Genomic DNA, 17,813 nt, shown 5'->3' on the forward strand with positions numbered 1-17,813 from the left:
CGCGGTGCCGTGCAGATCATGGCCCCACCCTGGCTCGAGACCGGGGCCCGCACATGGCGGAGCATCACGAAATCCCGCACCCGAATGACGGACGCCATCGGACGCAAAAACATCGCCCGTGACGACCACTAGACGGGTCTACCCCTGGTTCACAGCAGGCTCGATCGCCGAAGGCCTTGTTGCCCTGCACTCGAGGGTCCCCCTCGCCTAGGCTGTAGGCATGGAATTCCGCTATCTCGGTTCATCAGGCCTGAAAATCTCCGAAATCACCTACGGCAACTGGCTCACCCACGGTTCGCAGGTCGAGAACGACATCGCCACGCAATGCGTGCACGCCGCGCTCGACGTGGGGATCACCAGCTTCGACACCGCCGACACCTACGCCAACACGAAAGCGGAGTCCGTACTGGGCGACGCTCTCAAGGGGCAGCGCCGCGAGAGCCTCGAGATCTTCACCAAGGTCTACTGGCCCACCGGCCCCAAGGGCCACAACGATGTAGGGCTGTCGCGCAAGCACATCATGGAGTCGATCAACGGGTCGCTCACCCGCCTGCAGACCGACTACGTCGACCTCTACCAGGCTCACCGTTACGACACCGAGACCCCGCTGGAAGAAACCATGCAGGCCTTCGCCGACATCGTGCGGCAGGGCAAGGCGCTCTACATCGGCGTCAGCGAATGGACCGCCGCGCAGCTACGCGCGGGACACGCCCTCTCGAAAGAACTGGGCTTCAGTCTGATCTCGAGCCAGCCGCAGTACTCGATGCTGTGGCGGGTCATCGAGGATGAGGTCGTTCCGACCTCCCGCGAACTCGGCGTCGGCCAGATCGTCTGGTCCCCCGTGGCTCAGGGCGTGCTCACCGGCAAGTACAAGCCGGGTCAGGCTCCGCCATCCGGCTCACGCGCCACCGATCTCAAGGGCGGCGCCGACATGATCAGCCGCTTCATGAACGACGACGTTCTCAGCCGGGTGCAGAAACTCGAACCGATCGCCGCCGACCTCAACCTGTCGATGGCTCAGCTGGCCGTCGCCTGGGTGCTGCAGAACGACAATGTCTCGGCTGCCCTCGTCGGAGCGTCTCGCCCGGAGCAGGTGCGCGAGAACGTCAAGGCCGCAGGCGTGAAGATCCCGGCCGAGAGCATGAAGGAGATCGACGACACGCTCGGCGACGTCGTGGAACACGACTCGGCGATGACCTCGGCCACCGCGCCGCAGAGTCGTCCGGCGTAGCGCTCGACGCAACAAGCACCCGACGAACATCGCCGTTCCTGCCGAGAGTCCCCCTACCAGCGGGAATTCTCGGCATGAACGGCGACGGTCGGTACGGTCTGGCGTCAGGGCGCGACGACTAGAGAACCTTCGACAGGAACGCCTGCGTGCGCCGGTGCTGCGGGTTCGTCAGGATTTCGTCCGGGTCACCTGCCTCGACCACCACACCGCCGTCCATGAACACGAGCGAGTCGGCGACCTCTTTGGCGAAGCCCATCTCGTGGGTGACCACGATCATGGTCATGCCCGATTTGGCGAGGCCCTTCATCACGTCGAGCACCTCGCCGACGAGCTCCGGGTCGAGCGCGCTGGTCGGCTCGTCGAAGAGCATCAGCTTGGGTTCCATCGCGAGTGCGCGGGCGATCGCCACGCGCTGCTGCTGACCACCCGAGAGGTGCGCCGGATAATAGTTGGCGCGCTCGGCCAGACCCACGCGGGCCAACAGGTCGAGCGCGTTCTGCTCCACCTGCGCCTTCGGCAGTCCCTTCACCCGGATCGGAGCCTCCATCACGTTCTGCAGCGCCGTCATGTGCGGGAACAGGTTGAACCGCTGGAACACCATGCCGATGTCCCGGCGCTGCCGAGCCGCTTCCTTGGGTGCCATCTCGAAGAGCTTGCCGTTGGCCTCCCGGTAGCCGATCAGCTCGCCGTCGACACTGAGTCGACCTGCGGACAGCACCTCCAGGTGGTTGATGCAGCGGAGGAATGTGGACTTCCCCGACCCGCTGGGCCCGACCAGGCACATCACCTCGCCGCGCTTCACCTCCAGTGAGATGCTCTTGAGCACCTCGTTCGAACCGAAGCTCTTCGAGACCTGCTCGGCCAGGACCATGGGCGGGACCGTGACGGATGCCCCGGCCCGCATGTTCACATCGGTCATTTCACGCCTCCGGGGTTGACTGGTGGATCGTCCTGACGCGGCGGCACGATCACTGACGGTTGCCCCGAACCGACGACGGGGACGACCCCGGTGAGGGTTCCCGTTCCGGTGCCCACGGCATCCTTACGGTCCGGCTGCCGGTCACCCACGCCGCGGGCGAACCGCTTCTCGAGGAAGTACTGGCCGACCATCAGGATGGACGTGAAGAAGAGATACCAGATCGACGCGACGATGAGAAGTGGGATCGGGTTGAAGGTCTCCGCGGAGATGTCCCGCGACCGGGTGAAGAGCTCGAAGCTGAACGGCACGGCCGTGACCAGCGACGTGGTCTTGAGCATCGAGATGACCTCGTTGCCCGTGGGCGGGATGATCACGCGCATCGACTGCGGCAGGATCACGCGCGTCATGGTCTGCGACCAGCTCATGCCGAGCGCGGTCGCCGCCTCTTCCTGGCCGCGGTCCACGGCGAGCAACCCGGCGCGCACGATCTCAGCCATATAGGCGGCCTCGTTCAGGGCCAGCCCGATGACGGCGATGGTGAACGTGCTCAGCGCCGCGTTGGTCTCGAAGGAGACCCACGGGTCCATGAACGGGATGCCGACGTCGATGCTCGAGTAGATCAGCGAGATCAGACCCCAGATCGTCAGCTGCACGTAGACCGGGGTGCCGCGAAAGATCCACAGGTAGAACCAGGCCAGGCTCTTCACCACGGGGTTCGGTGAGAGGCGCATGACGGCCAGGACCACCCCGAGGACGATCGCGATCACCATCGAGTACACGGTCAGCTGCAGGGTCACGACGGCCGCCTGCGAGATGCGGCGGTCGAAGAGGTACTTGCCCACGGCCGGCCAGTCGTAGGCCGGCCGGAGCGCGGCGTCGACGACGACGGAGACGAAGATCACGACGAGCAGAACGGCGAACACCATCCGCCACGGATGCCGCAGCTTGATGGCCTTGATGGGCGCCGATCTGGCCGGTTCCACGGCCGGGACAGTTTCCCCGCCCGTGGTCGGAGGAGTTGTGGTGCTCACGCGTTATCCGTTCGACGCCGCGTTGATCGTGATCGTCTCGATCGCACCATCCGCAACGCCCCACTTGTCGAGAATGTCACCGTAGGTGCCGTCATCGACCATTGACTGCAGTGCGGCCTGTACGGCCTTGGTCAGCTCGGAATCCTTCGCGACCACGATGCCGTACGGCGCCACGTCGAAGGTCTCGCCGGCAGCCTGCAGCTTGCCCTCGGTCTGGGCGATTGCGTAGAACGTCACGGGCGAGTCGGCGCTGAGTGCGTCGGCCTGGCCCAGCACGACCGCGTTGGTGGCCTGGTCCTGGGTGTCGTACTTCAGCTTGTCGATCGGCGGCTTGCCGGCCGCGACGCAGGCGTCGCTCTTGGCCGGCACCTCCTCGGTGTCCTCGTAGGTCGTGGCCTGCACGGCGACCTTGAGCCCGCACGCGTTATCGGGGTCGACGTCGTTACCGGTGGCGGAGGCCCACTGAATGCCGGCGACGTAGTAGTTGACGAAGTCGACCTGCTCTTCACGCTCGACCGTGTCGGTGAAGGAGGACGCCCCGATGTCGGCTTTGCCACCGGTGACGCTCGGGATGATGTTGTCGAACTTCGCGACCTGGAATTCCGCGGTCAGGCCCAGCTTGCCCGCGATCGCACTGGCGATCTCAATGCCCCAACCGATCGGCTCACCGGCTTCGTTCTTGAATTCGTTGGGCGCGTACGTAGGGTCAGTGCCGACGACGAGCTGGCCGGAGTCTGCGACCTCGGCCGGCAACAGCGCGGCCGCGGCCTCATCGACGGCGATTTCGCTGCCGGAGCCGGTTGTCGCACCGTCCGTGGCAACCGTGGAGTTGTCCACGCAGCCGGTGAGCAGGAGGACCGTGACGGCGGCGAGAGCCGGGAGCAGGTATTGAGCGCGCATTGCGAAACCTTCTTCGTGGTTGTCGGATGTTGCTGGTTCGTCTTTGAGGTCCGTTAACGGAATTCGACAAATGCGAGCATATAACAGCTCCGAGAAGCCGATTCCGTGCGCAGATAACGTTTTGGGCCAGCCCAACTGAGCGTGGACGGGCATCCTCAGGTCCCAGTATGACCGGAAGCGTGTTTCGCGCGGATTTCACGCCCACGCCTCCGGACGAACATCCGACAACCGGCGTCGGGGCTACCCGAGCGCGTCAGTCGCCGGAGCCGCTTCGGAGAGCAGCGCGTCATAGTCGTCGATGCCCCAGGTGAGAGACAACCCGGTGGGCGGCGAAACCGACGCGATCAACGCGGCACCCACCGGCGATGCGACCGCTCCATTCTGCACCTGCGGCCGGGGCTGCGCGTCGGCCGCCGATAGAAAGGACTCGGATTCTTCCGCAGTCGAACCGAAGTTGACCAGCACGTCGCTGTCGCTCTGCTCGAGCTGCTCGTAGCTCAACGTATGGTTGCAACCGGTACCGGCAGTTCGCGCAGGATCGTGTGGTCGGTCGAAGTCGGATCGGGCGCGAGCAGCGCACTCCAGACGGTCTTCAACGGGATGCCCAGAGCACCGACAGCCAGCGAGGCCACGATCGCCGCGGCCAGAACCAGCAGGGCCGACTGCAGCCCCATCGTCAGCGGGCGTGAGCGCAGGCGAACGCAAAGCCGTCAGGCCGCCGGGCCCCCGGTTTCGACCGGACGATCGGGCAGGTTGGACCACTGCGACCAGGAGCCTGGATACAGAGCCGGCTCGAACCCGGCGATGGCGAGCGCAGCCGCCTCGTGGGCGGCGGTGACACCCGAACCGCAGTAGACGCCCACGGCGCTGTGCGCCGTCAGACCGAGCGCCTCGAATCTGGCGCGCAATTCGTGCGCCGGGCGAAAGCATCCGTCGGCGGTGAGGTTGTCGGAGGTGGGCGCGCTGATCGCACCGGGGATATGACCTGCCCGAGGGTCGATCGGCTCCGCGTCACCGCGGTAGCGCTCCGCGGCGCGGGCGTCGAGGAGCGCGCCGTTGCTCGCCAGGCGGGCGGCGGCATCCGCGTCGAGCACGGGCAGAACTCCGTCCACGAGGCTGACCGTGCCCGGCCGGATCGGTTCCTCGCCGACGGTGACGGGCAGGCCCGCAGCCCGCCAGGCGGCGAGCGCCCCGTCGAGCAGCAGCACGTCGCGCACGCCCGCGTGGCGCAGCAGCCACCACGCGCGGCCGGCCGACACCCCGCCCAGGTCGTCGTAGACCACGACCGTGTCGCCGTCTGCGAGACCCCAGCGGCGCGCGGCGGCCTGCAGCGCCGAGCGGGTCGGCAACGGATGCCGCCCGTCACCCGCATCCCCGCGGGCGGCAAGCTCGGTCTCGAGGTCAACGTAGGCGGCGCCCGGGATGTGGCCGGCCAGATATTCGGCGTGGCCGGGCGGTCCGCCCAGCTTCCAACGCACGTCCAGCACTCGGATGTCGCTTCGCGCCCGGAGCGCCGCTGCCAGTTCGTGGGGCGTGATCAGTATTCGCACGCGCTCACGCTACCTCGGCGGACGTAGACTCGAGTAAGTGAGCAGCTACTGGACCCTCTTGAAGACACCGGGCGTAGCTCGCGTCATCGCCGCGCAACTGACCGCACGTTTCCCGTTCGGGATGCTGTCGCTGGCGTTCTTGATTCATATCGAGCAGGTCTACGATTCCTATGGCGCCGCCGGCCTCGTGCTCGGCGCCATGAGCATCGGCCAGGCCATCGCCGGGCCGCTGACCAGCCGATTGATGGGCCGCTGGGGCATGCGCCCGGTCATCACGGCCACCCTCGTGGTGTGCGCAACCTCCATCGTCACGATGGCCCTGGTCACCATGCCCATCTGGGCGTTGATGGCCATCGGCATGGTTGCCGGGCTGTCCACGCCGCCGATCCAGCCTGCCGTGCGCACCATCTATCCGAAGATCGTCAACTCACGCCAGCTCACGCCGCTTTTCTCGCTGGACGCGTCGGCCCAGGAGATCATTTGGGTGCTGGGCCCGGTGATCGCAACGTTCGTGGCCATCCAGGTCAGCTCGGTCGCCGGCATCCTGCTCGCCGCGGTGTTCCTGATCGGAGGCGGCATCTGGTTCCTGGTGCTGCCCGAGGTCGGCCGCGTGCGCATTCCGCGCAGCCGCCGCAAACTCGGTGTCGTGCTCAAGCGGCCAGCTGTCATGCTCAGCACAATCGTCGGCTTCATGCTGGTGGCCGCCTGCGCCGCGGTCGAGGCCGGCGTGGTAGCTGCGTTCGGCCACGGCAGTTCGGACTCCGGCTGGGTGCTCGGCATCTTCGCAACCGGATCGCTGATCGGCGGCCTCGCCCTCGGGCACGCTCCGATCGGTCCGTGGGCGCTCGCGGGACGCATGCTGATCGTCACCGTCGGCTTGGGCCTCGCCGCCATCGGCAACCTCAGCTTCTGGTGGCTCGCCGCCACTCTGCTGGTGGCGGGCATCGGCATCGCACCCGCGTTCGCCGTGCTGTTCGGCATCGTCTCCGCGAGCGTCAAGTTCAGCGATACCGCGGAAGCCTACGGCTGGGTGGGCACCGGCCAGCTGATGGGGGCAGCCATGGGCTCAGCCATCGCCGGATTCATGATCGACCAGAGCGGTGCCACGGCCGCCATCCTGGTCGCCGCCGGCTTTGCGGCGCTCGGCACGATCATCCCCGCGCTCGGCCGCCGCTGGCACCCTGACCTCCGAGGTCGCGACGCCAGCCCCCTCCCCGACACCGCCCCCATCCAGGTGCAGGTCTCCTGACCGCATCAAGCGCCGCTCGGTGAACTGGCACCTGTGAGTGGTTGGCTACCGGGCCTACCCGTCGAACGTGTCGGTTCATGCCCCGCCGGCGAGATCAACGCGAGGACGAGGTTAGATGGGTACATGACGTTCTCACCGCTGCTCGCCCTCCGTGACGGCCACCGCATCCCCCAGCTCGGGCTCGGCGTCTACAAGATTCCGGATGCCACAGCCGCCGACGCCGTGCAGGTCGCCCTGGAAGCGGGTTACCGCCACATCGACACTGCCGCGCTCTACGACAACGAGGCAGGTGTCGGCCAGGGTGTCGCCCGCTCCGGTCTGCCGCGCGAGGACGTGTTCGTCACCACCAAAGTCTGGAATGACCAGCACGGCTACGACGCCACCCTGCGCGCCTTCGACGTCAGCCTCGGCAAGCTCGGGCTCGATTACGTCGACCTCTACCTGGTCCACTGGCCCGCACCCCGGCAGAACCTCTTCGTCGACACCTGGCGTGCCCTCGAGACCCTTCGTGCCTCGGGTCGCGCCCGGTCCATCGGCGTGTCCAACTTCCATACCCACCATCTGGACCGCCTGCTCGCCGAAACGGATGTCGTTCCGGTCATCAACCAGGTGGAGCTGCACCCGTGGTTGCAGCAGTCCGCCGTGCGCGAGTACGACGCGGCCAACGGCATCCTGACCGAGGCTTGGTCACCGCTGGCCCGAGGCCGCGCGATCGGCAACGAGACCCTCGACGCCATCGGCGCCCGGCACGGGAAGTCGGCCGCGCAGGTGGTGATCCGCTGGCATCTCGAGCTGGGAAATGTGGTGATTCCGAAGTCGGTGACGCCCCTGCGCATCCGGGAGAACTTCGACGTCTTCGACTTCACTCTCACGCCCGCCGACCATGCGGCCATCGCCGCCCTCGATTCCGACGAGCGCACCGGCAAAGACCCCGACGACCTGGACTGACACCGTCACCGGATCGGGCAGGCGGCCGCACGTCGCGGTCGGCTCGTCCCGGTGCGGAGCATCCCGAGCAACGGGCGCTGTCGACCGGAACGATGACAGTCAGGTGCGGTGCTACCAGCGGGGGTGGATCTGGTCGCGCAACATCCGGTCGTAGATGTCCTGCACGCCCGCATTGAAGGCGAGACTGAGCGGGGCGACCGAGGCGGCGGCCGCGTTGCCGCGCGCCTGCTGCACGGAGCGCGCCCCGGGGATGACCGAGCTGACGCCGTCGATCTGGGCCACCCAGGCCAGAGCAGCCTGCGCGGGAGTGACCTCCCCGGGCAGAGAGCCTACGAGCGCCGTGAATTCCGCGGCGGCCGCCAGTCCGGTCTCGTAGTCAACGCCGGAGAAGGTCTCGCCCACGTCGAAGGCGCTGCCGTCGCGGTTGTAGTTGCGGTGGTCGTCCGCCGCGAAGGTGGTCTCTCGGGTGTACTTGCCGGTGAGCAGGCCACTCGCCAGCGGCACGCGGGCGATGATGCCCACCCCTGCGGCGCGTGCAGCAGGCACGACGGCCTCGAGGGGCTTGAGCCGGAATGCGTTCAGGATGATCTGCACACTCGCCAGGCCCGGGCGCTCGATCGCCGCCAGCGCCTGGTCGCAGGTCTCGACGCTCACCCCGTAGGCGGCGATTGCGCCCTCTGCAACAAGCGTGTCGAGTGCGTCGTAGACCTGGTCGGACTCGATCACGTCGGTGGGAGGGCAGTGCAGTTGCACGAGGTGCAGAGTGTCCATGCCGAGGTTCGTGCGCGACCGGTCGGTCCACGCCCGGAAGTTCGCCAGCGTGTAGTTCTCGGCCAGTTGGTCGACCCGGCGGCCCATTTTGGTGGCCACGGTGATCACATCGCCGACGTCCCTTCCGGCGAGGAAGCGGCCGATGATCTGCTCGCTGCGTCCGTCGCCGTAGACGTCGGCGGTGTCGAAGAAGGTGGTTCCGGCGTCGACGGATGCTGCGAGCACCTCGGTCGCGTCGGCCTCCGACACGTCACCCCAGTCCGCGCCCAGCTGCCAAGTTCCGAGCCCGATCACAGAGACGGTTCTGCCGGTTCTTCCGAGGATGCGTGTGTCCATTTACCCAGCCTAGCCACGGAAGCGGCGCCCGGCGGGGTAACGGATACCGTTGCATCCGCGTCGATGACGCGCGCGAGCGCCCGGGCCAATCGTGGGCGGATGAGGTGGTCGTTCGCTTCGACGCGGTGCATGGTGACGTGGCGCATTCGTTCGATCACCGTCATGGTGCCGGCGGCGATGAACGCGTCCAGGGTGCCGTAGACCACGTCGACCGGCACTCGGAGGGTCGCGATGTCGCTGATCACGGTCTGCGATTCGATGCAGTGCTCCAGCGATTTCACGAACGGGGTCCAGGTGCGCTCGGTGAGTTCAAAGATGCCCTTGGGCAGCAGCCGGGCGATGATGGCCGCGTTGGCGAGCGTGAATTCCTTGTTCAGGCGGAGGAAATCGTAGGCGCGCAGGTAGGTGCTCACGCGGGCCCGCACCCACCGGTCTCCGATATCGCTCGGCGACAAGTAGACCGGCGGACCCACGAGAACCACCCGGGACACTCGGGTACGCCGGGATGCGCGGGTGCGCGGCAACGCGGCCAGTCGGGCCGCGATCAGGCTGCCGAGGGAATGACCGACCAGGACGAACGGCTCGCGCAGCTTGAGCGCCCGGATTGTGGCGGCCAACGAGTCCACGTGGTCCTCGAGCCGGTACTCGCAGCCGTCGGGGATCGGCGATTCGCCGAAGCCCAGGATGTCGACGGCAATGACCCGGTGCCGGGGCACGAGCAGAGGCACCAGTTCGCGGAAGGTCTCCGAGGAGGACGCAATGCCGTGCACCAGGATCACCACGGGGCCGGTGCCCTCGTCGGTGGCGATGTGCAACAGCGGCGGGCGCCGCCGGCCTATCCGTTCAGAGAGGGCCGCCCACCAGGTCATGCTTCCAGTATCGCCGCGAAACGTCGCCACGCTCATTCTGCGTCGCCGGCGCAGCACCGCTCGCGCGTCTTGCCGAGACGCGATTGTGATCCAGCGGCTCCGATCGCGGCCGTACAGTGATGCCATGAAGCGATTTTCCCGAGTGACTGCTGTGCTCCTCGGCACACTGCTGCTGGCCGGCTGCTCGGTGCCCGGGGCTTCCATCGGCACCGACTCCGGCGGCTCCGCCACGGCCCCCGGCCTCGCCGAACCCGGCACCGTGAATCCAGGGACCATCGACCCCGGGACCGAGCCGGGCGTTTCCGATGAAGCGCTCGACACGCGCGCCTTCCAGGACGGCAGCACCGGAGAGATCACATCCACCCAGCGCGACGTGATCACCACCGGGATGGTGTCGATCACGGCGGACGACCCGATCGCATCCGTGCAGGATGCAGTCACCATCACCGAGCAGGCCGGCGGACGGATCGACAGCCGCACCGAGAACCCGGCCACGGACAACCAGCCGGCAAGCGCGAATCTCACCCTGCGCATCCCGTCGGACGAACTCGATCGAACGCTGGCGGAGCTCAAGCAGCTCGGCACCGTCAACTTCGTGTCGCTGAACGCGTCGGACATCACCCAGCAGACCCAGGACCTCGACGCCCGGATCACATCGCTGAAGACCTCGGTCGAACGGTTGCTGGCCCTCATGGTGGAGGCCACGACCACCGCCGACCTGATCGCGGTCGAGAACGCACTGTCCGAGCGGCAGAGCGAACTCGAGGGACTGCAGGCGCAGCGGGACTACCTGTCCGACCAGGTTGATTTCTCGACCCTCACGCTCGAGCTGTACTCGACCGGCACGGTGGATCCCGGCACCCCGGATGACTTCTGGGATGCGGTCGCGGCCGGCTGGAACGCCCTCGTGTCCGCCCTCGGCACCGCTATCGTGGGCATCGGCTTCGCGCTGCCCTGGCTGCTCGCCCTCGGACTGGTCGCCGCGATCGTCTACCTGGTGATCTGGTTGGCACGCAAGCGACACACGGCTGCGTAAACTTATTTTGTGCACACGTCTGCCGAACCCTCCCCGCTCGGCGACGAGCTTCTCGAACGCATCCGTTCCCGCGCCGCCGCCCATGACCGGGACAACACATTCCCCACCGACGATCTGGCCGAGCTGGTGGCCTGCGGCTACCTCCGATCGATTGTTCCGGTGGTCTTCGGAGGCCTCGGACGCAGCGCGCAGCAGGTCGCGCGCGACCAGGTCCGGCTCGCCGCCCACGCACCGGCCACCGCACTCGCCGTCAACATGCACCTCGTCTGGACGGGCGTGGCCCGTACCCTGCACGAGCAGGGCGACGACAGCCTGGCCTTCGTGCTGCACGGTGCCGTCACCGGGGAGATCTTCGGCTTCGGCGTCAGCGAACCCGGCAACGACCTCGTGCTCACCGACTCGATCACGACTGCCACCCCGCAGCCGGGTGGCGGCTACCGCTTCACCGGCACGAAGATTTTCACGACGCTGTCCCCGGCCTGGACCCGGCTCGGCACCATGGGCATCGACCGAGTATCAGCTGACGGCCCGAAAATCGTCTGGGCGTTCATCGACCGGGCCGACCCGGGCGTCAGCCAGAAGGATGACTGGGACACCCTGGGCATGCGCGCCAGCCAGAGCCGCAGCACCGTGCTCACCGGCGCATCCGCCCGGCCCGATCAGGTCTTCCGCCGGCTGGATCCCGGACCGAGTCCCGACCCACTGATTTTCGCCATCTTCGCCAATTTCGAGATTCTGCTGGCCGCGGTGTACATCGGCATCGGTCGGCGCGCGGTCGAACTGGCCGTTCTGGCGGCCGGGCGGCGCACCTCGTTGAAGAACGGCGGTCGCACCCTGGGGCAGGACCCGGACATCCGTTGGCGGGTCGCGGAGGCCGCGATGATGATGGATGGCCTGTACCCCCAGATCGACGCGCTGGCGCACGACCTCGACGCCCTGACCGACCACGGCCCGCGGTGGTTCTCCCTGCTGTCGGGTCTGAAACACCGTGCCACCGAGACCGCGCGCCTGGTCGTCGATCAGGCTCTCCGGGTGGGCGGCGGCTCGACCTACTTCGCCGGCGACGAACTCGGGCGCTTGTACCGCGACGTGCTGGCCGGCCTCTTCCACCCGTCCGACGCCGAATCGGCGCACGCCACCGTCGCCGCCGCCTGGCTGGGTCCGACCGATGTCTGACGTCACCCGCACGATCAACGTCTTCGACAGCGCCGCCTACACCCGCTCCGTTCTCGACCTCACCATGCGGCTCGCGGAAGTCATTTTCGCGGCCGGTGCCGGCGCCGAAGACGCCACGGCCGCCATGGAAGCCATCACCCGGGCCTACGGTCTCCGCGGCACCGAGGCCAACGTCACCCACACGATCATCGCACTCACCCACGAGGACCCGGCCACGCACGAGTCCATCACCCGAACCCGCAACGTCAAGTACCGCTCGCTCAACTACGGGAAGCTCACGGCCACCTCCGAGCTGATCGCCGAGATCCTCGACTCGCCGCCCGAGGTCGCCGACGCCCGCAAGCGCCTGGCCACCATCGTCAGCGCCAAGCCGCAGGTGCCCTCCCTCTTCCGCCGGGTGGGCTGGAGCCTCGTCGGGGCCGGGGCAGCCGTGCTCATCGGAGGAGGCGTGGTCGTGTGCATCGCGGCCTTCGTCGCCACGTTCTTCATCGACGCGATCACCACGGCGCTCGACCGGCGCCAGGTTCCCGTTTTCTACCAGAACGTGGTCGGCGGGGCGATCGGGCCGATCGTCGCCGCGATCGTCGCGCTGATCGATCCCTCAGCGAATCCGTCCCTTGTCGTCATCGCGACCATCATCATGCTCCTGGCCGGCGTCACGACGTTCGGCGCGGTGCACGACACCCTGTCGGGCTTCTACCTGACCGGCACGGCCCGGATGATGGAGGCCCTCCTGATCACGGGCGGCCTGGTCACCGGCGTGGCCGGGGCGTCACTGCTGCTGGCCCGCTTCGGGTTCCAACTGCGTGTCGACGCCAACCTCACCCCGACCCTGGCCGATCTGCCGGTGATGCTGGCTGCGGCCATGGTCATCGTCGCCGGATTCGCCCTCGGCGTGCAGGTTCCATGGCGGGCGTTCTGGGTGGTCTGCCTGCTGGGCGCCGTGGCCGAGCTGCTCTACCTGGGCGGCGCGCAAGCCGGCTTCGGGCTGGTCTGGTCGTCGGCGCTCAGCGCCGTGGGCGTGGGTCTGCTGGCCGCGATCGCCGCCCGCATCGTGCGCACTCCCCCACTGGTGATCGTCGTCTCCGCGCTCGTGCCACTGGTGCCGGGGCTGATTCTGTTCCGCGGCCTGCTGCAGCTGTCCGACGGCAACATCGACGGGCTGCTCAGCATGCTGACCGCCGGGGCCGTGGCCGCTGCACTCGCGGCGGGCGCCATCCTCGCCCAATATCTGGTTCAGTTCGTCTGGGGTCCGGCCCGGCGCCTGCAACGCCGGTTCGTGGGACCACTGATGGCCCTGCCGGTGCGGCTCGGCCGCGGGCCCGGAAAGCGTATCTAGCTCGCGCGACCCCGACTTCCCGCTAGCCCCGCCGCGGTGTCCCGACGCATCTCGTGGAGGCGGGCGCACGGTGAAGCGTGTGCCCGCCTCCACAGCGTTCCGCGCGGCGGGAACGCCGGCTAGTTGGGAATGTCAGCCTCGGCCTGGTCGTCCTGCTGGTCCTCGACGAAGCGGTAGGGAATCGGCTCTTCGGTCTCATGCCCGATCTTGAACAGGCGCCGCACGGTCTCCCCGGCCTCCACTGCCTCCAACAGGACCTCTCTCTGGTACTGCCCGTCGACGTACTCGAGTTCGCGTTCCGTTCCGGCGGCGATCACATTGGGTCCGTAGAAGATGGCCTGGTAGGTCGCTTTATCGCTCATAGGGTGTGCCTCTCTGCGCGGTGGAGACGCATGCCTCGAATTCGGGGCGCGTCCGTGCCAGCCTACGGCCGGGCTGGCAGCTTGCACAGGGCCGGGTGCCGGCGAACGCGGGAAGGTGCCGTTTAGCGGCAACCCGCGTAGGGTCGAAGTCACGGTGCCGCTGGGGCTCGGTTCGAAGGAGTACACATGGCTGACAAATCACCCAAAAAGGACGCATCCAAGAAGGTTGCCGGTAAGTCCTTGAAGGAAAAGCGTGCTGACAAGCACGCCAAGGCGAACGAGACGACCGAGAAGGCGCGCAAGGCCTAGCGCCTGCTCCACGATTAAACTCGGGGTGTTGCCGCTCTAACCGCGGCAACACCCTTTTTTTTCGTCCCGAAAGGACCCCTCGATGACCTTGCCCTCCGCGGACACCCGGGTGGAGTACCCGGCTGGTCTGACCCGAACCACCGCTTCGGTGCTGCATGTCCAGCCGCAGTCCGGCGGCCTCGTCGCCGTTCTCCTTGACACCACCCCCGTGCACCCGGTCGACGCAGGCTGGCCCGACCAGGGACCCGACAGGGCCCTGCTCTGCACCGTGGGAACCGAACTGCCGGTGCTGGACTGCATTGTGGGTGCCACCGACGGGTCCGCGCTGTACCTGGGCCGGGACATCCCCGTGCCGAAGGGCATGCCCGGATGGGCCTTCGTCGTCGTTCACCTGGTCCAGGGCGCGGCATTGGACGCAGGCACCGGGCTGGCCGAGGGTCAGACGGTCGAGGTGGTCGTCGACGCCGGCTACCGGCAACGGCTGTCCGCCGGCCACACGGCATGCCACCTCGCCTCCATGGCCCTCAACCGGGCGCTGGCCGACCGGTGGAGGAAGGAGGTGCGCGCCGACTCCCTCGGCAACCCCGATTTCGACGGCACCGCCATCGACGTGTCCCTGATCAGCGAGAACGGATCCGTCGACACGTACCGGCTCGGCAAGTCCCTGCGCCGCAAGGGTTTCGACACCGAGGGCCTGGCCGAGCAGTTGGCTGAGATCGAATCCACGATGAACACGGCCCTTGCCGAGTGGGTGGCCTCGGCCGCGAGCGTGCGCGTCGACCGGGACGGCCCGCTACTCTCCGACCGCCGGTACTGGGTCTGCGAGCTGCCCGCCCACAGCGCGCGTATCCCCTGCGGTGGCACGCACGTGTCCTCGCTGGTCGAACTCGGCGCCGTGCGCGTGGCTCTGTCCACGACCGATGTTGAGGGCACGAGCGTGCTAACCATGGAGACCGTCGTCGGCTGAGCTGTCCCCGCATGCACGCACGCCCACAGGCACGTACGCAGGCAGGCAGGCACCCACGCACGCACTTACGCAGGCACGCAGGCACCCACGCACGCACTTACGCAGGCACGCAGGCACCCACGCCAGCACGCACCCACGCGCGCGCGCACGCCAGCACGCACGCACGCGCTGAATCACTCACTCACTCACTCACTCACTCACTCACTCACTCACTCACTCACTCACTCACTCAAGCGCGTCTCCACCCCTGCCGTACCGCGGATCTCCCCAGCAGCTCCATGATGTGGTCGACGACATTTACCGATATCCCGGGGCACGCGATGCTGTGGGAACCGAGCTCGCTCAAGCCGCCGACCCGAACCCGGATCACCGCCCAGCCAACATCGGCCAGCACAGCGTCTTTCTCGCCCTCTGACGCCTTATTCAGCCCGGATCGGAGCGGTCGTCGCGGTCGGTATCGTCGTATTCCATCACCACCTTCAGGACGGGAATGATGATGTTCGGCCAGGCCTCCGGCATACCGTTCACGGTCTGGCTGATGCACACGGCGTTGACGGTCTACGGCAGAGCACCCGGCGTTGACCTGGTGCGGCTGATGCACCCGGCGTTGACGTGCTCCGGCCGACGGATGCGTTGCCCAGCAGCATCCGCAGCCATTGTTCGGTCATGAATGTGCCCAGCCTCAATCCGGGCTTCATGAATGCCACTCCGCCCTCGAACCGGGCGCTGGGTGCTTCGGCGTTGACCTTGCACTTCGGGCAGCCGAAGCCCACGAGGGCAGCCCGCACTGTGGTGACATAGCGGGAGTGGCCGCGATCGCAGAACCACTCGTAGTCGACTCCGATCTGCGTCTCCTGCCCGAGGTCATCGCGACGCCCCGCGGCCACCGTACGCAAAAGCTGACCTTGGCTGCACTGCGTCTCCGCAAGGAGCGTGCAGATCGGACAGTCGCAGTAGCAAGGCCACGCGGGCATCCGTCGTCGACGCCCCGTGCCCGCAGCGGAAGCACCCGGCCGTGCCACCACCGTCTGCCACACCGGCCACAGTGCCGCCTGCCACACCTGCCGCACCGGCTGCACCGGCCACACCGGCCACACCGGCCACACCGGCCACAATGCCGCCTGCCACACCTGCCGCACCGGCTGCACCGGCCACACCGGCCACACCGGCCACAATGCCGCCTGCCACACCAACAGTCAGGCCAGCCACCCGCACACTCCGCCCTGCGCCTGAGTCGACGCAGGCCCACGCTATCCGCGGCAACTGACACTCGACGATCAGGGGACGCTGTGCGCCAGGGACTTGACCACAGCCCCGCGCGCAAAAGAAGGAGATTTTCGCGACACGCCGGTCGCCCAAGGCACAACACGCCACGACGCCCAAAAAACTCCGCATTTACGTTCGGGCGGAGGCGTTCGGAGGCCAATGCGCGGCCTTCGTGACGGGAGGAAAAAGAAGAAGGCCCCCGGTTTCCCGGGGGCCTTTCAATAATCTATCTCGGTGGAGCTAAGGAGATTCGAACTCCTGACCTTCTCATTGCGAACGAGACGCGCTACCAACTGCGCCATAGCCCCCAACCGCTTATGCAGAATATCACGCGCGGCGACCGAGTTGTGTCAACCCGCTCGGGAGAGCCCGATCCGGTGCGCATTCGTCTGGTGCAGACGCAACCGGTGCAGACGCGACCGGTGCGCATTCGTCTGGTGCAGACGCGACCGGCGCGCATTCGACAACTGCAGATGCGACCGGTGCGGATGCGACTAGCCGACGGCGCGGCGACGGCGCAGCACGTCGTCGAGGTCGCTCATGCCGGGCGCGGTGTCGCCGACGACCCCCATCGACGCGAACCGGCTCGCGGCAGGCGCGGCGAGCGGCGCCGCGGCAGGCGCGGCAGGCGCGGCAGCAGGCGCCGCGACCGTCACACGTTTCAGAGGGGTGACCGCGACCTCGAGGGCCGCGGCGCGGCGGGCGAGTTCAGCCTCGGCGGCAACCCGGCGCAGTTCGGCGGAGGCGTCCACAGATGCCATCGCTGCCTGGGCGACGGATCCGCGCGACAGATGCATCGGCCGTGGCAACGGGAGCGGCGTCCAGCTCGAGGCGACGACGGGCGTCTCATCCAGCTGAACCGGCTCGAACTTCTGACCAACCCGCACGTGAGTCTTGACCCCGGACCCGGCGGCCGCCGCCAACCGGTTGGCCCGGCGTGCCGTGCGCGCCAGTCGGGAGAGGGCGCCGAAAGCGAGGGTGGAAACGACCAAACCGCTGACCAGGGCCGTCCAGGCTCCACCGGTCGCCACCGCGACGATCCCAGTGACGAAGAGCACAGTGCCGACCAGAAGGGTGAGTGAAGTCAGCGCGCGCACCCGACGCAGGCGACGGCCACGCTCGGCCGCCGCAGACAGGGTAGACCCGGACGCCGCGATCTGAGTGCGCACTGTGGCAGCCTGGGCTGCAACGGCCTGTGCGGCGGCGGCACGGTTCGCAGCCGCCAGGGCTGCGGCCGACCGCCGGGCGGCTACCGCGGCATCCGTCACGGCCTTGGCCTCGGCGCGGGCGTCGTCCTCGGCCTGGGCCAGCAGCTTGCGTTGGGTCATCACGGTGCGAGCGTTCGCTTCGAGACGCACCTGCTGCGGCACCTCGGACGTTTCGGCGAGAATGCGCATGGTCTGCTGCAGCCGCACGGCGTTGCGCTCGGTGGCCAGATACTGGCGTCGGCGCGCCCAGGTCGGCATGAGGTAGGTCACCCACAAGGCAGCGGCAACCGCAATCATCACTCCCCCGCCGAGAACCTCGCTACTCATAGTTTCTAAGGTAGGAGGG

20 protein-coding genes and 1 tRNA gene are annotated in these 17,813 nt (G+C 67.6%); 9 read left to right on the top strand and 12 right to left on the bottom strand.

Annotated elements, in window-relative coordinates; genetic code table 11:
• The first annotated feature begins 220 nt into the window (after nucleotides 1-220).
• Nucleotides 221-1,231: an aldo/keto reductase family protein gene (locus E3O65_RS02520; protein ID WP_134362188.1), complete on the top strand. Its 1,011-nt coding sequence runs from the start codon at nucleotides 221-223 to the stop codon at nucleotides 1,229-1,231.
• A 118-nt stretch (nucleotides 1,232-1,349) separates the two neighbouring features.
• Here the strand turns inward: E3O65_RS02520 and E3O65_RS02525 are convergent, their stop codons facing one another.
• The 6 genes from E3O65_RS02525 to E3O65_RS02545 form a co-directional block, all read right to left on the bottom strand.
• The gene (locus tag E3O65_RS02525) at nucleotides 1,350-2,150 is read right to left on the bottom strand and encodes an amino acid ABC transporter ATP-binding protein (RefSeq protein ID WP_479684270.1); all 801 of its coding nucleotides are present in this window, start codon (nucleotides 2,148-2,150) and stop codon (nucleotides 1,350-1,352) included.
• Entirely contained in the window at nucleotides 2,147-3,181 is a 1,035-nt protein-coding gene (locus E3O65_RS02530; RefSeq protein WP_422386394.1) for an amino acid ABC transporter permease, read from the bottom strand. Before E3O65_RS02530 ends, E3O65_RS02525 begins: the two co-directional genes overlap by 4 nt.
• A gap of 3 nt (nucleotides 3,182-3,184) precedes the next feature.
• Complete coding sequence (locus E3O65_RS02535; RefSeq protein ID WP_134362189.1) at nucleotides 3,185-4,081, bottom strand: ABC transporter substrate-binding protein; 897 nt, start codon at nucleotides 4,079-4,081, stop codon at nucleotides 3,185-3,187.
• A gap of 240 nt (nucleotides 4,082-4,321) precedes the next feature.
• Nucleotides 4,322-4,582 (bottom strand): hypothetical protein, encoded by a 261-nt coding sequence (locus tag E3O65_RS02540; protein ID WP_134362190.1) that lies wholly within the window; start codon nucleotides 4,580-4,582, stop codon nucleotides 4,322-4,324.
• On the bottom strand, nucleotides 4,579-4,755 hold the full coding sequence (locus tag E3O65_RS16565; protein WP_166785627.1) for a hypothetical protein: 177 nt from the start codon (nucleotides 4,753-4,755) through the stop codon (nucleotides 4,579-4,581). The genes E3O65_RS02540 and E3O65_RS16565 overlap by 4 nt, the downstream gene beginning before the upstream one ends.
• Before the next feature lie 36 nt (nucleotides 4,756-4,791).
• Nucleotides 4,792-5,631: a sulfurtransferase gene (locus E3O65_RS02545; RefSeq protein ID WP_134362191.1), complete on the bottom strand. Its 840-nt coding sequence runs from the start codon at nucleotides 5,629-5,631 to the stop codon at nucleotides 4,792-4,794.
• A gap of 37 nt (nucleotides 5,632-5,668) precedes the next feature.
• On the opposite strand from E3O65_RS02545, the gene E3O65_RS02550 reads away from it, so the two are divergent.
• On the top strand, nucleotides 5,669-6,880 hold the full coding sequence (locus E3O65_RS02550) for an MFS transporter (RefSeq protein ID WP_134362192.1): 1,212 nt from the start codon (nucleotides 5,669-5,671) through the stop codon (nucleotides 6,878-6,880).
• 123 nt (nucleotides 6,881-7,003) lie between these two features.
• Complete coding sequence (locus tag E3O65_RS02555; RefSeq protein ID WP_134362193.1) at nucleotides 7,004-7,828, top strand: aldo/keto reductase; 825 nt, start codon at nucleotides 7,004-7,006, stop codon at nucleotides 7,826-7,828.
• Between the two features lie 111 nt (nucleotides 7,829-7,939).
• Here the strand turns inward: E3O65_RS02555 and E3O65_RS02560 are convergent, their stop codons facing one another.
• Together E3O65_RS02560 and E3O65_RS02565 are read right to left on the bottom strand one after the other, a co-directional pair.
• Complete coding sequence (locus tag E3O65_RS02560) at nucleotides 7,940-8,935, bottom strand: aldo/keto reductase (RefSeq protein WP_134362194.1); 996 nt, start codon at nucleotides 8,933-8,935, stop codon at nucleotides 7,940-7,942.
• Nucleotides 8,890-9,804 (bottom strand): alpha/beta fold hydrolase, encoded by a 915-nt coding sequence (locus E3O65_RS02565; RefSeq protein WP_134362195.1) that lies wholly within the window; start codon nucleotides 9,802-9,804, stop codon nucleotides 8,890-8,892. The genes E3O65_RS02560 and E3O65_RS02565 overlap by 46 nt, the downstream gene beginning before the upstream one ends.
• A gap of 124 nt (nucleotides 9,805-9,928) precedes the next feature.
• On the opposite strand from E3O65_RS02565, the gene E3O65_RS02570 reads away from it, so the two are divergent.
• Genes E3O65_RS02570 through E3O65_RS02580 form a run of 3 tightly spaced genes read left to right on the top strand, consistent with a single transcriptional unit; the run spans nucleotide 9,929 to nucleotide 13,355 of the window.
• Nucleotides 9,929-10,840, top strand: coding sequence for a DUF4349 domain-containing protein (locus E3O65_RS02570; protein WP_166785628.1), 912 nt, complete (start codon nucleotides 9,929-9,931; stop codon nucleotides 10,838-10,840).
• Between the two features lie 9 nt (nucleotides 10,841-10,849).
• Complete coding sequence (locus tag E3O65_RS02575) at nucleotides 10,850-12,016, top strand: acyl-CoA dehydrogenase family protein (RefSeq protein ID WP_134362197.1); 1,167 nt, start codon at nucleotides 10,850-10,852, stop codon at nucleotides 12,014-12,016.
• Entirely contained in the window at nucleotides 12,009-13,355 is a 1,347-nt protein-coding gene (locus tag E3O65_RS02580) for a threonine/serine exporter family protein (RefSeq protein ID WP_134362198.1), read from the top strand. Before E3O65_RS02575 ends, E3O65_RS02580 begins: the two co-directional genes overlap by 8 nt.
• Nucleotides 13,356-13,474: 119 nt before the next feature.
• Here the strand turns inward: E3O65_RS02580 and E3O65_RS02585 are convergent, their stop codons facing one another.
• Complete coding sequence (locus E3O65_RS02585; RefSeq protein ID WP_134362199.1) at nucleotides 13,475-13,717, bottom strand: hypothetical protein; 243 nt, start codon at nucleotides 13,715-13,717, stop codon at nucleotides 13,475-13,477.
• A gap of 186 nt (nucleotides 13,718-13,903) precedes the next feature.
• On the opposite strand from E3O65_RS02585, the gene E3O65_RS17370 reads away from it, so the two are divergent.
• Nucleotides 13,904-14,026 (top strand): hypothetical protein, encoded by a 123-nt coding sequence (locus E3O65_RS17370; RefSeq protein WP_255408599.1) that lies wholly within the window; start codon nucleotides 13,904-13,906, stop codon nucleotides 14,024-14,026.
• Between the two features lie 82 nt (nucleotides 14,027-14,108).
• Complete coding sequence (locus E3O65_RS02590; protein WP_134362200.1) at nucleotides 14,109-14,993, top strand: alanyl-tRNA editing protein; 885 nt, start codon at nucleotides 14,109-14,111, stop codon at nucleotides 14,991-14,993.
• 423 nt (nucleotides 14,994-15,416) lie between these two features.
• Here E3O65_RS02590 and E3O65_RS17375 read toward each other — a convergent pair whose 3' ends face one another.
• Nucleotides 15,417-15,539, bottom strand: a complete 123-nt coding sequence (locus tag E3O65_RS17375; protein WP_277870438.1) for a hypothetical protein — start codon at nucleotides 15,537-15,539, stop codon at nucleotides 15,417-15,419.
• Nucleotides 15,540-15,983: 444 nt separating this feature from the next.
• On the opposite strand from E3O65_RS17375, the gene E3O65_RS16570 reads away from it, so the two are divergent.
• Nucleotides 15,984-16,226, top strand: coding sequence for a hypothetical protein (locus E3O65_RS16570; protein WP_166785629.1), 243 nt, complete (start codon nucleotides 15,984-15,986; stop codon nucleotides 16,224-16,226).
• A 268-nt stretch (nucleotides 16,227-16,494) separates the two neighbouring features.
• Here E3O65_RS16570 and E3O65_RS02600 read toward each other — a convergent pair.
• Nucleotides 16,495-16,567: transfer RNA gene (locus E3O65_RS02600), tRNA-Ala, on the bottom strand.
• Nucleotides 16,568-16,753: 186 nt separating this feature from the next.
• Nucleotides 16,754-17,794: a hypothetical protein gene (locus E3O65_RS02605; protein ID WP_134362201.1), complete on the bottom strand. Its 1,041-nt coding sequence runs from the start codon at nucleotides 17,792-17,794 to the stop codon at nucleotides 16,754-16,756.
• Between the last annotated feature and the right edge of the window lie 19 nt (nucleotides 17,795-17,813).

The organism is Cryobacterium breve, assembly GCF_004402375.1.
Classification (GTDB): domain Bacteria; phylum Actinomycetota; class Actinomycetes; order Actinomycetales; family Microbacteriaceae; genus Cryobacterium; species Cryobacterium breve.

Excerpts from the sequence above, each read along its gene's own strand:
- E3O65_RS02520 (WP_134362188.1), top strand. The coding sequence starts at position 221 with ATGGAATTCCGCTATCTCGGTTCATCAGGCCTGAAAATCTCCGAAATC.
- E3O65_RS02525 (WP_479684270.1), bottom strand. The coding sequence starts at position 2,150 with ATGACCGATGTGAACATGCGGGCCGGGGCATCCGTCACGGTCCCGCCC.
- E3O65_RS02535 (WP_134362189.1), bottom strand. The coding sequence starts at position 4,081 with ATGCGCGCTCAATACCTGCTCCCGGCTCTCGCCGCCGTCACGGTCCTC.
- E3O65_RS16565 (WP_166785627.1), bottom strand. The coding sequence starts at position 4,755 with ATGGGGCTGCAGTCGGCCCTGCTGGTTCTGGCCGCGGCGATCGTGGCC.
- E3O65_RS02555 (WP_134362193.1), top strand. The coding sequence starts at position 7,004 with ATGACGTTCTCACCGCTGCTCGCCCTCCGTGACGGCCACCGCATCCCC.
- E3O65_RS02560 (WP_134362194.1), bottom strand. The coding sequence starts at position 8,935 with ATGGACACACGCATCCTCGGAAGAACCGGCAGAACCGTCTCTGTGATC.
- E3O65_RS02565 (WP_134362195.1), bottom strand. The coding sequence starts at position 9,804 with ATGACCTGGTGGGCGGCCCTCTCTGAACGGATAGGCCGGCGGCGCCCG.
- E3O65_RS02570 (WP_166785628.1), top strand. The coding sequence starts at position 9,929 with ATGAAGCGATTTTCCCGAGTGACTGCTGTGCTCCTCGGCACACTGCTG.
- E3O65_RS02580 (WP_134362198.1), top strand. The coding sequence starts at position 12,009 with ATGTCTGACGTCACCCGCACGATCAACGTCTTCGACAGCGCCGCCTAC.
- E3O65_RS02585 (WP_134362199.1), bottom strand. The coding sequence starts at position 13,717 with ATGAGCGATAAAGCGACCTACCAGGCCATCTTCTACGGACCCAATGTG.
- E3O65_RS17370 (WP_255408599.1), top strand. The coding sequence starts at position 13,904 with ATGGCTGACAAATCACCCAAAAAGGACGCATCCAAGAAGGTTGCCGGT.
- E3O65_RS02590 (WP_134362200.1), top strand. The coding sequence starts at position 14,109 with ATGACCTTGCCCTCCGCGGACACCCGGGTGGAGTACCCGGCTGGTCTG.
- E3O65_RS02605 (WP_134362201.1), bottom strand. The coding sequence starts at position 17,794 with ATGAGTAGCGAGGTTCTCGGCGGGGGAGTGATGATTGCGGTTGCCGCT.